At 57.5% G+C, this 15621-nt stretch carries 14 protein-coding genes; 8 read left to right on the top strand and 6 right to left on the bottom strand.

What is annotated here, in order from left to right; all coding sequences use genetic code 11:
* Positions 1–12: 12 nt before the first annotated feature.
* Both gnd and ACE418_RS06230 read right to left on the bottom strand, forming a co-directional pair.
* Complete coding sequence (gnd, locus tag ACE418_RS06235; protein WP_416449802.1) at positions 13–1425, bottom strand: decarboxylating NADP(+)-dependent phosphogluconate dehydrogenase; 1413 nt, start codon at positions 1423–1425, stop codon at positions 13–15.
* A 25-nt stretch (positions 1426–1450) separates the two neighbouring features.
* Entirely contained in the window at positions 1451–3010 is a 1560-nt protein-coding gene (locus tag ACE418_RS06230; RefSeq protein ID WP_416449801.1) for a gluconokinase, read from the bottom strand.
* Between the two features lie 311 nt (positions 3011–3321).
* Between ACE418_RS06230 and ACE418_RS06225 the strand changes: the two genes are divergently transcribed.
* The 7 genes from ACE418_RS06225 to hemL all read left to right on the top strand — a co-directional run bounded on the left by ACE418_RS06225 (position 3322) and on the right by hemL (position 10923).
* On the top strand, positions 3322–3885 hold the full coding sequence (locus ACE418_RS06225) for a flavodoxin family protein (protein ID WP_416449800.1): 564 nt from the start codon (positions 3322–3324) through the stop codon (positions 3883–3885).
* 364 nt (positions 3886–4249) lie between these two features.
* Positions 4250–4897 carry a precorrin-2 dehydrogenase/sirohydrochlorin ferrochelatase family protein gene (locus ACE418_RS06220; protein ID WP_416449799.1) on the top strand — a complete coding sequence of 216 codons (648 nt, stop codon included), beginning with the start codon at positions 4250–4252 and terminating at the stop codon, positions 4895–4897.
* Positions 4887–5822 (top strand): hydroxymethylbilane synthase, encoded by a 936-nt coding sequence (gene hemC / locus ACE418_RS06215; protein ID WP_416449798.1) that lies wholly within the window; start codon positions 4887–4889, stop codon positions 5820–5822. The genes ACE418_RS06220 and hemC overlap by 11 nt, the downstream gene beginning before the upstream one ends.
* Before the next feature lie 10 nt (positions 5823–5832).
* A complete protein-coding gene (cobA, locus tag ACE418_RS06210; RefSeq protein ID WP_416449797.1) occupies positions 5833–7353 on the top strand; it encodes a uroporphyrinogen-III C-methyltransferase in 1521 nt (506 codons plus the stop codon).
* On the top strand, positions 7350–8339 hold the full coding sequence (gene hemB / locus ACE418_RS06205; RefSeq protein ID WP_416449796.1) for a porphobilinogen synthase: 990 nt from the start codon (positions 7350–7352) through the stop codon (positions 8337–8339). Before cobA ends, hemB begins: the two co-directional genes overlap by 4 nt.
* Position 8340: 1 nt before the next feature.
* On the top strand, positions 8341–9609 hold the full coding sequence (hemA, locus tag ACE418_RS06200; RefSeq protein WP_416449795.1) for a glutamyl-tRNA reductase: 1269 nt from the start codon (positions 8341–8343) through the stop codon (positions 9607–9609).
* Between the two features lie 12 nt (positions 9610–9621).
* Positions 9622–10923 carry a glutamate-1-semialdehyde 2,1-aminomutase gene (hemL, locus tag ACE418_RS06195; protein WP_416449794.1) on the top strand — a complete coding sequence of 434 codons (1302 nt, stop codon included), beginning with the start codon at positions 9622–9624 and terminating at the stop codon, positions 10921–10923.
* 305 nt (positions 10924–11228) lie between these two features.
* Here the strand turns inward: hemL and ACE418_RS06190 are convergent, their stop codons facing one another.
* The 4 genes from ACE418_RS06190 to ACE418_RS06175 all read right to left on the bottom strand — a co-directional run bounded on the left by ACE418_RS06190 (position 11229) and on the right by ACE418_RS06175 (position 14452).
* Positions 11229–11948 (bottom strand): amino acid ABC transporter ATP-binding protein, encoded by a 720-nt coding sequence (locus ACE418_RS06190; RefSeq protein ID WP_416449793.1) that lies wholly within the window; start codon positions 11946–11948, stop codon positions 11229–11231.
* Positions 11935–12600: an amino acid ABC transporter permease gene (locus ACE418_RS06185; RefSeq protein ID WP_292262509.1), complete on the bottom strand. Its 666-nt coding sequence runs from the start codon at positions 12598–12600 to the stop codon at positions 11935–11937. Before ACE418_RS06185 ends, ACE418_RS06190 begins: the two co-directional genes overlap by 14 nt.
* 332 nt (positions 12601–12932) lie before the next feature.
* A complete protein-coding gene (gene pfkA, locus ACE418_RS06180; RefSeq protein ID WP_416449792.1) occupies positions 12933–13895 on the bottom strand; it encodes a 6-phosphofructokinase in 963 nt (320 codons plus the stop codon).
* Entirely contained in the window at positions 13892–14452 is a 561-nt protein-coding gene (locus ACE418_RS06175) for a shikimate kinase (RefSeq protein ID WP_416449791.1), read from the bottom strand. The genes pfkA and ACE418_RS06175 overlap by 4 nt, the downstream gene beginning before the upstream one ends.
* 213 nt (positions 14453–14665) lie before the next feature.
* On the opposite strand from ACE418_RS06175, the gene ACE418_RS06170 reads away from it, so the two are divergent.
* A complete protein-coding gene (locus ACE418_RS06170) occupies positions 14666–15619 on the top strand; it encodes a C-Myc-binding protein (protein WP_416449790.1) in 954 nt (317 codons plus the stop codon).
* The last annotated feature ends 2 nt before the right edge of the window (positions 15620–15621 follow it).

The following is a 15621-nucleotide window of genomic DNA, read 5'->3' as shown; positions in this document are numbered from 1 at the left end:
GGAAGGCCTCCTTTATTTTGTATAATGTTCGTGCCAATGGTGATGGAAGATGCCATCTTGATCGACGCGCTGGAACGTATGGGCGCCGAAGTAGTCGCGCAGGGCCTGGATGAGGTTGGCTCCGACCTGGGGACTGCTGTAGGCATCGAGGTATTGCAGGGCTGCTGAAAAGGCCGGGATAGGCAAGCCGTTGGCGATGGCCAGGCCGATAATCTGCCGCAGGGCGCCCTGGTTGGCGTTGATCTTACTGAGGAAGAAGTCGTCGAACAAGAGATTATCCAAGGCCGGATTCTTGTCATAGGCCTCAGTAATCTTGGTCAGGAATTCAGCCTGGATGATGCAGCCAGCCCGGAAAATCGAGGCGATGGCGCCGTAATCGAGGTGCCAGTCGTACGTTTCCGATGCGCTCTTGTAGAGGGAAAATCCCTGGGCGTAAGCAACGATTTTAGCTGCATAGAGGCTCTGGCGGACGGCTTCGATGAAATCGTCGCCGTGCTGATGTGTCAGGGCCGGCTTTCCAATGCAGGCCTGGGCTTTCACACGGCCCGGTGCATTGGACATGACGCGGGCATTGCAGGCCGCCGTGATCATGGAAATATCGACGCCTTGTTTCATCGACTCGATGCTCGTCCAGCGTCCCGTCCCCTTCTGGCCGGCGGCGTCGACGATTTTATCCAGGACCTGTCCGCCTGCTTCGTCGTCTTCGGCGAAGATGTCTGCTGCGATGCCGATGAGGAAGCTCTTCAATTCCCCCTGATTCCATTCATGGAAAATCTTAGAAATGGCCGCATTATCGTAACCGCCGACGTATTTAAGCAGCAAATACGCTTCGGCAATGAGCTGCATGTCAGCGTATTCGATGCCGTTATGGACCATCTTGACGTAATGGCCGGCCCCGTCTTCGCCGATGTAGGTGCAGCACGGCTTGCCGTCAGCCGCTTTGGCAGCAATGGCTTCGTAAATGGGCTGGATTTCCGGGTACGTTTCCTTATTGCCGCCAGGCATGATGGCAGGACCGCGGCGGGCTCCGGTTTCACCGCCGGAAATGCCCATGCCGTAGAAGTGGATGCCGTCTTCTTTGCAGCGGTCGTAGCGGCGGCGCGTATCGCCGAAATAGGAATTGCCGCCGTCGATGATGATGTCGCCCGTATCGAGGAGAGGCAGCAGCTGGTCGAGCATGCTGTCCACAGGCGCACCGGCCATGATCATCAGCATGACCTTACGCGGCCGCTTCAGGGAAGCCAGGAAATCCTTCAGCTCGAAATAGCCGGTAATCTTTTCATGAGGCCGTTCTTTCAGGAACTGTTCCGTCAAATCCGGCGTGTAGTTGTAAACCGAAACGTCATAGCCGTGGTCGGCCATGTTCAGGGCCAGGTTGCTGCCCATGACGGCCATGCCGACGACGCCAATATCGTGAAGTGCCATAGCAATCGCTCCTTTTCACTGAAAATTATAATTTCTGCTGATATGCCGTGATGTCGGCAAATTCGCGCTGCAAATTATGATAGAGCCGGACGAAGATGTCGTAGAGCTGCTGGTAGACAACGACGTTTTCTTCGATAGGCGTATAGATTTTCTTGGCGTGGACCAAGTGGGCCGTATCGGCGATGCTCTTCAACTTGCCGCTGGAAATGAAGCCCAGGACAGCCGCTCCGAAGGCAGCGCCTTCGCTGTTGTCCGGCAGGGTGATGGGCTGATTGAGGACGTCCGATAAAATCTGGAGCCAGAGCTTCGATTTCGTAAAACTTCCGCTGACGCGGATGTCCTTGACGTCGCCGAACTCTTTGAGCGCTGCCATGACGCTGTTCAGGCTGTAGCAGATGCCTTCCATGACGGCGCGGATCATGTGGGACCGGCTGTGATTGAGGGAAAAGCCGAAGAACATGCCCCGCAGTTCCGAATTCCAGTACGGCGCCCGTTCGCCCGTGAAATACGGCAGGCAGATGAGGCCGTCAGCGCCGGCATCGACGTGTTCCGCTTTCATGGTCATCAAATCATAGGGGTCGATGTCCAGCGTTTCCAAGGCACTGCCGCCATAATGGCAAATCTTGTCGCGGACCCAGCGCAGGATCATGCCGCCGTTGTTGATGGCCCCGCCGGCGACCCACATGTCGTCGGTCAGGTTATAGCACCACGTGCGCATCTGCGGGTCTGTCTTGGGCTGACGGGTCAGCATGCGCAGGGCCCCGCTGGTCCCGATGGTCCCGCTGAGCTGGCCCGGTTCGACAGCCCCGATGCCGACGTTGACCAGGACGCCGTCAGTAGCGCCGATGACGACGGGAAGATCTGCGGGAAGATGCAGGGCTTTCGCCGCTTTATCACACAGTCCCTGACTGTACGTCGTCGATACCACCGGCGGCAGCTGGTCCTGGGTGATGCCGGCATAGGCCAGGATTTCATCGTCCCAGTCCAAGGTCTGTTCGTTGTACAGGCCGCTCGTACTGGCAGCCGATTTATCGATGACCCATTGACCGGTCAAATGATAGAATAAATAATCCTTCAGCGAGCCGACATAGCGCATCTGGCGGAAGAGTTCCGGCTGGTTCTGGCGCAGCCAGATAATCTTGGCCAAGGGGTAGCAGGCATGGATGGGGCAGCCCGTCCGTTCATAGAAGGACCGGCACAAGGCTTCATCCTTCTTCATCTCCCGGACGATGGCCGCACTGCGGCTGTCGGCCCAGGTTTGCATGTCCATGAGGGGTTCTTTCGCTTCATCGAGGCCGGCAAAGCTGTGCATGACCGTACTCAGGGCGATACCTGCCAGCTCTTTATTCTTATAGCGCAGCTGGGCGGCCGTCTTACCGATGACTTCCTGGACGGCTTCGAGAATCTGGAGCGGGCTTTCTTCAGCCCAGTCCGGATGAGGTGTCAACAGCGGATAAAAGGCTTCCGACGAGCAGACGTTGGTCCCATCTTCGGTATAAGCAATGGCCCGGACCCCGGTCGTACCGACGTCGACGCCGATCCATACTTCCTGGTTCGCCGAATCCATAGGCGTAATGATATTCATGAGTCATACTCCCTTTCACGTAGCTTGGTAAGGAATCTTTTCGATGACTTTATGATACCATTCCCGTTAACTAAATGCAATAAAAATATCATTTTAAATTTTATATTTTGATATTTTTATATCATAGAAACAAGGTGTCCTATGCGTCTGAGGAAAAACCAGCTGTTCGCAGTTAGCGGCTGATTTTGCGAACGGCGAACGGCGGCCTGCGTATTTGCTTTTTTGCCCTTTCTGTGCTATAGTATTTTTGCAAGAATGGTAGTTTTCTATCATTTCATTATGTAATCATGATATTTACAGGAGGGATTCCCATGAAAGTTATCTTGTTAAATGGCAGCCGCCGTGAAAAAGGCTGCACGTATACAGCATTGTCTGTCGTCGCCGACACGCTCAAAGAAAATGGCATTGATGCCGAAATCGTCCATGCCGTTCCGGATGATGCCACCGTCGATGCAGTTGCCGAAAAAATGAAAGCCGCTGACGGCTTGGTCATCGGTTCCCCGGTATATTGGGCTTCGCCGTCTGGTGAAATCATCTCTTTCATGGATAAACTGGCTGGCAAAGCCGGCGCTGCTCTGACTCACAAGGTCGGTGCTACCGTCGCTTCGGCCCGCCGCGCCGGTACGACCGCTACGCTGGACGTCCTCAATAAATATTTGTCCTACCACCAGATGGTCAGCGTCGCTTCCAACTACTGGCCCATGGTCCACGGCAACACGCCGGACGAAGTCAAGAAAGACGAAGAAGGCTTGCAGATCATGCGGACCCTCGGCCGCAACATGGCCTGGATCCTGAAATGCATTGAAGCCGGCAAAAAAGCAGGCATCGAAGCCCCGGCCACAGAAGCCAAAATCATGACCAACTTCATCCGCTAAGGGCTCGTGACCCACTGGCTCTCCTCATAGGAGAGCTGTCAGCGAAGCTGACTGAGAGGTTGCTCTTTTTATCGCACGCAAAGCAGTTTTTGAGTGTAGGGGTCGCCACGTGGGCGACCCGTTAGAAATTGGGACGATTTTTCTAACAAGCGGGTCAAGAAATCGTACATATCCCGAAGCGGGCTCGCCATTCGGAATTTGCATTTTATAGACGACGGCTAACAGCTAGCCGCTGACTGCAAAAAAAGGAGCTGTCGCGATGCGACAGCTCCTTTTTCATTCAGAAAATGTTGTATTTACTACAGCTTTTTCCCATTATAATGGTATAATAAGAAGCGTACCACTTTGAAAGGGAGTTCCTCTTATGTATCCTATCAATCTCGATCTCAACGGCCAGGCCTGTCTGGTCCTCGGCGGCGGCAGTGTCGCCGAGCGCAAGGTCTGCCGCCTGTTGGCTGAAGGGGCTGCCGTGACGGTCATCGCCCCGGCCCTGACCCAGCCGTTACAGGAACTGGCCGAAAGCCACCGCCTGACCTGGCATCCGCGGACCTACCAGGCCGGCGATGAGTCAACCTTCTTCCTCATCATCTGTGCCACTGATGACGAATCCGTCAGTCACGCCGTCGCCGCGGCCGCCAAAGCCCAGGGGAAGCTGCTCAACGTCTGTGACGTCCCGGACCTCTGCAACTTCACCCTGCCGTCCATCGTCCGCCAGGGCGACCTGCAGCTCACCATTTCCACCAACGGCAAGGCTCCGGCTCTGTCGCGCTGGCTCCGGAAGCGGCTGGAACAGCACTTCGACGAACGCTATTGCCGCTGGCTGGCGGAATTAGCCGATATCCGCCGTCAGGGCCAAAAGTCTCTTCCGACCAGCCGGGACCGCCAGGCTTTCTGGCGCCAGGCTCTGACGGACGATGTCATGGCTTGCGTAGAGAATAACGAAATCGACGCGGCCAGTGCCCTGCTCCGGGAACGGCTGGCCGTCTGGGAAAGGAAATACCATGAAACGTAAACTGACTATCGGCACGCGCCGCAGCCAGCTGGCCCTGTGGCAGGCTAACTACGTAGCCGATGCCCTGCGCCGGCATGACCCGGAACTGACCGTCCAGCTCCGCCACATCGTCACACAGGGCGATAAAATTCTCGACGTCCCCTTAGCCCGCATCGGCGGCAAGGGACTCTTTACGACGGAACTGGAACGGCGCCTCCTGGACGGCACGATCGACCTGGCCGTCCACAGCCTGAAAGACCTGCCGGCAGACATCCCCAACGGCCTCTGCCTGGCAGCCATCACGGCCCGCCACCACGTCCACGACGCCTTCGTATCCAATACCTATGACAGCCTGGAGTCCCTGCCATCTGGCGCCCGCATCGGCACGTCGAGCCTGCGCCGCCGAGCCCAGCTGCTCCACACCCGGCCGGACCTGATTGTCACCGACCTCCGGGGCAACGTCGACACGCGCCTGAAAAAGCTCGACGATGGCCAATACGATGCCATCATCCTGGCCGAAGCCGGCCTGCAGCGCCTGGGGCGGGCCGACCGCATCACCCAGCTTCTGCCGGTTACAGTCATGATTCCCGCCGTCGGCCAGGGGGCTCTGGCCATCGAGACCCGGGCTGATGATGACAGCTTAAAACAGGCTTTGTCCTTCCTCAACGATGAAGCCACGGCAGCGGCGACGACAGCTGAACGGGCTTTCCTGGCCGCAATCAATGGCAGCTGTCAAGTCCCGGTCGGCGTCTATGCCACGGTCCAGGACGGAATGCTGACTTTGCAGAGCATCATTGCCGCCCCCGACGGCAGCCACGTCTGCCGCACGACGACCCAAGGCCCCGTCGCAGGCAGCGCTGCCATCGGCAAAGAAGCGGCCTGTACGCTCCTCGATGACGGCGGCCGCCGCATCCTCACCGATTTGGGGATTACCCCCACGTATTAAGGAGGTTTCTATGAACGGTATCGTTTATCTCACTGGCGCCGGTCCCGGCGACTACCGCCTGCTCACCCTGCGGGGCCAGGAAGTCCTAGGCCGGGCCGACGTCGTCATCTATGACTACTTGGCCGACCCGCGCCTCTTGGAATTCGCTCCACCCGAAGCTGAAAAAATCTACGTCGGCAAAAAAGCCGCTGACCATACCTTATCGCAAGACAAAATCATCGACCTGCTCATTGCCAAAGCCAAAGAAGGCAAGACCGTCGTCCGCCTCAAAGGCGGCGACCCCTTCGTCTTCGGCCGCGGCGGTGAAGAAAGCCGGGCCCTTCACGACGCCGGCCTGCCTTTTGAAATCATCCCTGGCGTCACGTCGGCCATCGGCGCCCCGGCCTATGCCGGCATCCCCGTCACCGATCGGACGGCGGCTTCATCCTTTGCCGTCGTCACCGGCCACGAAGACCCGACCAAAGGCCATTCGTCGATTCACTGGGACAAACTGGCCACAGCCGTCGATACCCTGATTTTCCTCATGGGCGTCCACAACCTGCCGTCCATTACCAAACAACTCATCACCTACGGCCGGCCGGCATCTACGCCAGCAGCCCTGGTCCGCTGGGGCACGAAGGCCGACCAGGAAACGCTGGTGGCCACCGTCGGCGACATCGCAGAAAAAGCCGCAGCCTGCCACTTCCAGGCCCCGGCGGTCTTCATCGTCGGCGACGTCGTCGCCTTGCGGCCGTCCATGCAGTGGTTCGATACCAAGCCCCTCTTCGGCCTGACCATCGCCGTCACCCGGACCCATGCCCAGGCACCGGCTTTGACACACCGCCTGGAAGAACGAGGCGCCCGCTGCCTGGAAGTCCCGACCATCCGCATCACGCCGCCGACCGACAAGTATCAGGCCCTGGATGCAGCCATCGGCCGATTGGAAAGCTATGACTGGGTCATCTTTACCAGCACCAACGGCGTCGACGCCTTTTTCCGCCGCCTCCAGCACCACGGCCGTGACAGCCGTGCCCTGGGCCGGGCTAAGTTGGCTGCCATCGGCAGTGCCACCGCTCAAGCCCTGACGAAATACGGCCTGCGCGCCGACGTCGTTCCCGACGCCTACTGTGCCGAAGACCTGGCCGCCGCCCTGGAAGCCCATCTTTCGGGAAAAGAACGCATCCTCATCCCGCGGGCCAAAGAAGCCCGGTCCGTCCTGCCCGACACGCTGCGCCGCTGGGGTGCCGTCGTCGACATCTGTCAGGCCTATTGCACTGTCGCGGCCGAAGAAAACAGCCGTGCCCTGACGGACCTCCTGCGCCGCCGGGCCATCGACGTCGTGACCTTCACCAGTTCGTCAGCAGTCCATAACTTCCTGGCCCTGAACCAGGCCCCATCCGACGTCCTCGACGACATTACCTTCGCCTGCATCGGCCCCATTACGGCCCGTACCTGTCAGGAAGCGGGCCTGAAAAAAATAATCACAGCCCAGACCTATACGACAGCCGGTCTGGCTGAATGTATTACAGATTGGAGAATCAAGCAGTCATGAAATTGAATACCTTACGCCCCCGCCGCCTGCGCCTTTCCGCTCCTTTGCGCGCTATGGTCCGGGAAAACCATGTATGTCTCAACGATTTGATTTACCCTATCTTCGTCGTCCCCGGGACGAATGTCAAAGAAGAAATCCCCAGCATGCCTGGCTGTTATCACCTGTCCGTCGATAACGCCGTCCGCCTGGCCGAAGACATTTACGCTTTAGGGCTGCGGGCCATCGAAGTCTTTGGCCTGCCGGCTTATAAAGATGAAATCGGCTCCAGCGCCTGGGACCCGCAGAGCCCGGTCCAGTGCGCCATCCGCGCTATCAAAAAGGCCCTGCCGGACATGGTCATCGTCGGCGACGTCTGCCTCTGCCAATACACCGACCACGGCCACTGTGGCCAGCTCAAGGGCCACTACGTCGATAACGACGCGACCTTGAAGCTCCTCAACAAAGTTGCCGTCAGCCAGGCCGAAGCCGGTGCCGATATCGTCGCTCCGTCGGATATGATGGACGGCCGCATTGCCTCTATCCGCCAGGCCCTGGATGAAGAAGGCTTCATCAACACGATTATCATGTCCTATGCCGCTAAATATGCGTCCGGCTTCTACGGTCCTTTCCGCGATGCTGCCGATTCCGCACCTCATTTCGGCGACCGCCGCCAGTATCAGATGGACCCGGCCAACGGCCGCGAAGCCATGAAGGAAATCGACCTCGACCTGGAAGAAGGCGCCGACATCATCATGGTCAAACCGGCCCTTTCCTACCTGGACATCGTCTATCAGGCCCGCCAGCGCTGTCAGCGCCCCATTGCGACCTATAACGTCAGCGGCGAATATGCCATGGTCAAAGCCGCAGCCCGCAACGGCTGGATCGACGAAAAACGCATCGTCATGGAAGAACTGACCAGCATGAAACGCGCCGGCGCCGATATCATCATCACCTATCATGCCGTCGACGTCGCCAAATGGCTGAAGAACGGCGAAGTCGAGGCTTAATATGGACCTCGTCATCCTCGGTCTGAACCATAAGACCGTTCCCGTAGCCATCCGGGAACGCTTTACCATGACGCCCGACGCCATTCACGACGCCTTACAGCATCTCGACGATTACGGCGGCCTGCGCGAAGCCGTCATCTTGTCGACATGCAACCGTGCCGAAGTCTACGCCGTCGTCGACGACGTGCGGGATAACGAACAAGCCCTGCGCGACTTCTTCCTCGACGCAGCCGGCCGCCCGGCTTATGAGCCGTCCTATTTCTACAGCTATACGGGAAAAGCCTGCATCCATCACTTGTTCAACGTCGCGGCCAGCCTGGACTCGCTGGTCCTCGGCGAAGGCCAGATCCTCAGCCAGGTCAAACAGGCCTACGTCATGGCCCACGAAAACGGCGCGACCAGTGCCATTTTGAACATGCTCTTCCAACAGGCCATCGCCACGGGAAAACGGGTCCGGACAGAAACGCATATCGCCTATAACGCCGTATCCGTCAGCTATACGGCCGTACAGATGGCCGAAAAACAGCTCGGCTCCCTGTCTGGCCGGAACCTCCTGCTCTACGGCGCCGGCCAGATGGCCCGCCTGACGGCACAGAATTTCTTAGGCAAAGGCGCAGGGAAACTCTACATCGTCAACCGTCATCTGGAACGGGCCCAGGAACTGGCAGCCGACGTCGGCGGCCAGGCCGTCCACTATAAAGAAGTCCAGGCCGTCGTCTCCGACGTAGACATCATCATCGCATCGACCGGGGCGCCGCACTACGTCATCACCGTCCCCCGGCTGCAACGCTTCCAGGAACTGCGCCAGGGTCGTCCCCTGCTGCTCATCGACATCGCCGTACCGCGCGACGTCGACCCGGCCGTGACCGGTCTGCCCGGTGTCACCTTATATAATATCGACGATTTACAGGAAGTCGTCCATGACAATGAAGCCACGCGCCAGCGCGAAGCCGTAGCCGCCAGCTACATCGTCGACGAAGCCGTGAACACCATGATCGAACGCTATCAATACCTGTCGGTCCGCCCCGTCGTCCTCAGCCTGTCCCAGCAGGCCGAACGGACACGGCGCCATTTCGTCAAACGAGCCCGCAACAAACTGCCGGAACTGACCGATGACCAATTCCGCGTCGTCGAGAACTTATCCCATATCCTGGTCCGCAAAATCCTGCGCACTCCCCTGCGGCGCACAGTCGAAGCGGCCAACACGCCCGACGAAGACCGGGTCGTCCGCGAATTGCGGAACGTCTTCAACTTAGATATCAAAGAATGAGGAGGCCTTTCCATGCTTCATTTAGAAAAATCAGCTGCCGCTTTTGAAGAAGCGCAGACCCTCATGCCGGGCGGCGTCAACAGCCCGGTCCGCTCGTATAACCGCATCGGCTGCCCGCCGCCGTTCATCGCCTGGGCCAAAGGCAGCACCATCTGCGACATCGACGGCAACCAGTACATCGACTACGTCGGCTCCTGGGGCCCGATGATCGTCGGCCATGCCCATCCCCGCGTCGTCAAAGCCTTACAGGACGCTGCCACGCGCGGCACGAGCTATGGGGCTCCGACACTGATTGAATCGCAGCTGGCCAAATTGGTCAAAGAAATCTATCCGTCCATCGAAAAACTGCGCATGGTCAATTCCGGGACCGAAGCGACGATGAGCGCCATCCGCGTCGCCCGCGGTTATACGGGCCGCGATAAAATCGTGAAATTCATCGGCTGCTATCACGGTCACGGCGACAGCCTGCTGGTCAAGGCCGGTTCCGGCGCCGCCACGTTCGGACAGCCTGACAGTCCGGGCGTCACGGCAGGCACGGCCAAGGATACCCTGACCGTCGCCTATAACGACGCCGAAGCCTTCCGGGAGCTCATGGACCGCTGCGGCGACGACATTGCCGCCGTCATCGTCGAACCCATTGCCGGTAACATGGGCCTGGTCCTGCCCGAAGACGGCTACTTACAGCTCCTGCGCGACGAAACGAAGAAACACGGCACGGTCCTCATCTTTGACGAAGTCATGTGCGGCTTCCGCACAGCCCTCCACGGGGCCCAGAGCCTCTATCACATCGTCCCGGACATGACGACCCTGGGCAAGATCATCGGTGGCGGCCTGCCCGTCGCAGCCTACGGTGGCCGCCAGGACATCATGGACTGCGTCTCGCCAGCCGGTCCCGTCTATCAGGCCGGCACGCTCAGCGGCAATCCCCTGGCCATGGCAGCCGGACTGGAAACGCTGCGTATCATCACGGAAGACCCGGATTACGTCGAAAAAGCCTGTGCCAAAGCGAAAATCCTGACAGAGGGCCTCAAAGCGGCTGCCGACGAAGCCGGCGCTGCCGTTCAGGTCCATCGGGCCGGCACTATGTTCAGCGTCTTCTTCAGCGCCGTCCCGGTCACCAATTACGCCACATCCGAAGCCAGCGACCAGGAAGCCTTCCGCCGTTACTTCCTGTCCATGTTGGAACAGGGCGTCTACCTGGCACCGTCCCAGTTCGAAACGAACTTCGTCTCCGGCGCCCACAGCGACGAAGACATCGAAAAAACCATCAAAGCCGCCCGCACGGCCTTTAAAAAAGCAGTGGTTCGTGGCTAGTGGCTAGTGGCTAGTGGCTCGTGGCTCGTGGCTAGTGGCTCGTGGCTAGTGGCTCGTGGCTCGTAGGGGCCGTCCTGGTAAGGCGGCCCGCTTGTGGGAATTCCGTCGTCTCGCTTGTGGGAATCCCGTAAAACCCGTACATAAAAAAAGGCTTGTCGCACGTGCGACAAGCCCTTTTAAGTTGTTAGTGGCTAGCAGTTAGTGGTTCGTGGTTAGGTCTCGCAGCCTGATGGCTGCATCGTAGGGGCCGTCCCAAAGGGCGGGCCCTACGGCGGCCTGCGACCTGCGACCTGCGACCTGCGAAATTACAGTATCTTCGACAGGAACAGTTTCGTCCGTTCTTCTTTCGGATGGAAGAAAATATCGTCTGGTTTCCCTTGTTCCAGGATTTTCCCTCCGTCGATGAAGAGGACGCGGTCGGCGACTTCCCGGGCAAAGCCCATTTCATGGGTGACGATGGCCATGGACATGCCGTCTTTGGCCAAATCCTTGATGACGTCCAGTACTTCGCGGACCATTTCCGGATCCAGTGCCGATGTCGGTTCATCGAAGAGCATGAACTTCGGCTTCATGGCCAGGGCGCGGGCAATGGCCACACGCTGCTGCTGGCCGCCGGACAAAGTTTCCGGATAAGCGTCTTTCTTGTCGGCCAGACCGACTTTTTCCAAAAGCTGGATAGCCGTCTTCGTCGCTTCTTCCTTGCTTTCACCGCGGGTCTTCATGGGCGACAAGATGATGTTCTGCAAGACCGTCATATGAGGGAAGAGATTGAAGCGCTGGAAGACCATACCGACTTCCTTGCGGATATTGTTGATGCTCTTGGCATCGCTCATGCTGATGCCGTCGACGATGATTTCCCCAGCCGTCGGCTGTTCCAGATAGTTGATGCAGCGCAGGATGGTACTCTTGCCGGAACCGGACGGGCCGATGATGACGACGACTTCTTTATCTTGAATGGTCAAGTCGATGCCCTTCAGGACTTCGTGCTTGCCAAAACTTTTTTTCAAACCTTTAATTTCTATCATCCGTTGCGAACCTCCGTTCCAAATAGCTTACGAGACGGGCAATGGTCAAGGTCATGACCAGGTAAATAGCAGCGACAGTCAGCCAGATTTCAAAAGAACCATAGGTCTTGGCGATGATGAGCTGGCCGCGGCGGGTCAATTCTTCAAAGCCGATGACCGAAACCAGGGACGTTTCCTTGGTCATGGAAATGAATTCGTTACCCAGCGGCGGGATGACGTGTTTGAAAGCCTGAGGCAGGATGACATAACGCATGGTCTGCATCCACGACAACCCCAGGGAACGGCCGGCTTCCATCTGGCCTTTATCGACGGACTGGATCCCGGCGCGGAAGATTTCCGAAACGTAAGCCCCACTGTTGATGGAGCAGGCAGCAACAGCAGCGACAAAAGGATTGATGCGTTCGCCAATGACCATAGGCAGGGCAAAATAAATCAGGAAAATCTGGACCAGCATAGGCGTACCGCGGATGATATTGACGTAGCAGACGGCAATGACCTGTAAAATCTTGACGCCCGACAAGCGGCACACACTGGTAATCAGGCCGAAAATGAAACCCAGGCCGACAGCGATTGCCGTGATTTCAATAGTAACACCGGCACCTGCCAACAACAGGGGCAATGAGTTCCAAATCAGACTAAAATCAAACGACATGATAACACTCCTCTAAATGACACTCTATAACATATGATAATATATACGCTACTCTATTATACGTGCATATTTATAAGATGTCAACGCATTTTCCCTGTCTCCCTTCATAGGCCCTTTTGGGCCTGTCAGGGGCTGACCGCAGGAAAGAGCAGGCCAGTTGCCAAAAGGGAGCGCCGAGCTGGAGGGGCCCCTAAGGGCTGGAGAAGTTGCACTAAAAAAAGTTGTCGCATGACGGCGAGAACCTTCATGCGACAACCTCTTTCCAAACCTCTCAGTCAGCTATGCTGACAGCTCCCCTATTAAGGGAGCCACAAACCACGAACCACGAACGCCTATCTCCCCAAGAGATGGACGAGGTGGAACAGGTTTTCGTCGATGGGATAGCGCAGGGATTCGGCTTCCGAATACGGCGTCGCTACGACGCGGTTGTCGATGAGGCCGACGACACAGTTATACGTGCCGGCCAGCAGGCTGTCGACGGCTTTCTGGGCGAAGCGGCCAGCCATGATGGCATCATAGGCCGACGGAGCACCGCCGCGCTGGACGTAGCCGAGGACGGTCAGGTTCGGCGACAAATACGTATGTTCCTTGATATAATCGACGACGTCTGCCCCTTTGGCAGCGCCTTCGGCAACGATGACGATGCTGCTCAATTTCTTCATGCGGTGCGATTCTTCGAGATGGCGGCAGAGGGCAGCCAAATCTACCGGGTGTTCCGGTATGAGGACCGCTTCCGCACCAGATGCCATACCGGCATTGAGGGCGATGAAGCCGGCTTCACGGCCCATGACTTCGATGACGGCGACGCGATCATGCGAAAAGGCCGTGTCACGGATCTTATTGACTGATTCCAGGACGGTGTTGACCGTCGTGTCGAAGCCCAGGGTATACTGCGTACCCATCATGTCGTTATCAATGGTACCCGGAATCGTAATCGTCGGGAACCCCAACCGGCTCAGCGCCTGTGCACCACGCATGGAGCCGTCGCCACCGATGACGACGAGCGCATCTATTTCTAATTCACGCAAATAAGCAACGGCTTTTTTCTGCGTTTCTTTTTCTTTGAATTCCAGGCAACGGGCAGTCCGAAGCATCGTCCCGCCACGATGGATGATGGCACCGACGTCACGACGGCCTAAAGGGCGCGTTTCATGGCTCAGCAAACCTTCATAACCGCGAATAATGCCTTCGACAGTGAGGCCTTTCTGAATGGCATACCGCGTGACACCACGGATAGCCGCATTCATACCGGGGGCATCCCCGCCGCTGGTCAATACTCCGATTTTGTTGATCATTTTACATCAGTCTCCTTCTTTTCCCGGGCAATAAATTGCACATGCCTTTCGTTGATTTTATGGACAATGGATTCGACGATCTGTGACGCTCCCCCGCGCGTCGTGTCAATGACGCAGTCGCAGTACGGATAGACCTCTTCCCACTGTTTCATCATCGTGTGGACGAAATCGTGAAGATTTTCATAATCGACAGTCGGCCGCTTCCCTATATGACGGCTGACCCGTTCTTCCACGCGGAACGGTTCAGACAATAAAGCGACGATAAACCCATGGCGATGCAGGATTCGATAGGTACCGACATTCATAGGAAAATTGCCGCCAAAGGAAATGACAGCTTCATGATAGCGGCTGACTTGCTGCAGGACATTGATTTCTCGTTCGCGAAACACTTTTTCACCGGAACTCGCAAAGAACTCGGCAATGGTCATGCCCACAGCCCGTTCAATACGCCGGTCCGTATCGACAAATTGCCAGCCGAGGCGCTGAGCCAGCTTGCGGCCAATATGACTCTTGCCGCTCCCCATCATGCCGACGAGAACGATATTCCGCTTCATCATTATCGGCGCACCTCCTCAAATTAGTATACTCTGTATATGTACCCCCTTATTCTATCATAATTTTTTCTCCTTGACACAAAAAATTCTGTACTTTTTCTTCATATACCTATAAATGGAGCGAATTTTTCCTCATAACAAGATGTTTCCTCCCCTATCCAAGGCGGACGGCCTGCTTTATAATAGACATGAGCTATAGATACGAGGAGAATCATCATGAAAATCACACAGATTATGTATACCAACGAAGCAGCCGGCCTGTCGTGCCGCGGCGAAGAACGTTTCCTGTCTTATGGCGAAACCCTCTGCCTGGCGGGACGCGCCATACCGACGGCCCGGTTGTGGAAAAAGATGCAGGATGACGGCGCGGCCGAATTCCCGGACCAGACGGGCCGCATGAACGGGACCTGCCAGCTGACGCAGCAGTCCTTCACGCCGCGCAAAGCCGTCTACGAACTGTACCGCACGAACACAGCGCAGCAGCACATCGCCACGATAACGCTGGAACAATTCCCGCGGCCAACGGCTATCGGCGGCCACAAAGTCCGCGGCCATATCGCCGTGACCCAGGCCCTCCGGCCGTCCAGTATCACCGAAGCCCTGAGCCTGGCAGGCGTCCTGGATACAGCCGGCCAAATCGCCCTGGGGCTGGGCGTTATCCGCCTGGTCCATGACGATATGCCGCCCGTCGCCGACGACGATGCCGCCCGGCTGCGCGACGAATTATCTCAATCCCATACCTACTATCAGGCCCTGCAGGAAAGTTACGATGGCTACGTCCAGACGTTGGAACAATCCCTGCGCGAATGGGAAACGCGCTGTCCCCAGGAAGACGTCGAAAAAAGGGCCCTTCCCCTGCCCGACGACTATACATCGCGCCTGGAAAAGACCCTGAAAGGCTTCCATGTCTGCCTGGCCGGCGGCAGCGACCTCTGGCATGACAAAGTCCGCACGCGCTTCCCGCACTGGATGATTCTGGAAAACAAGCACTTCGACGTCCAAAAACTCCAGGGCGCCGACGTGCTCATCATCAACACCAACCATACGGGCCACGCCCTGGTCCGCAAAGCCTGCCAGCAGGCCGCATCCCAGGGCACCCTCGTATGCTATACCAGCCGCTACAACCTGAACGCTGCCGCAGCCGACATCCTCTACGCCTTGGGCGAATAAAC

Origin of the sequence: Megasphaera jansseni, from assembly GCF_047974155.1 — a bacterium.
GTDB lineage: Bacteria > Bacillota > Negativicutes > Veillonellales > Megasphaeraceae > Megasphaera.
This window is presented reverse-complemented; position numbering and strand designations above follow the sequence as displayed.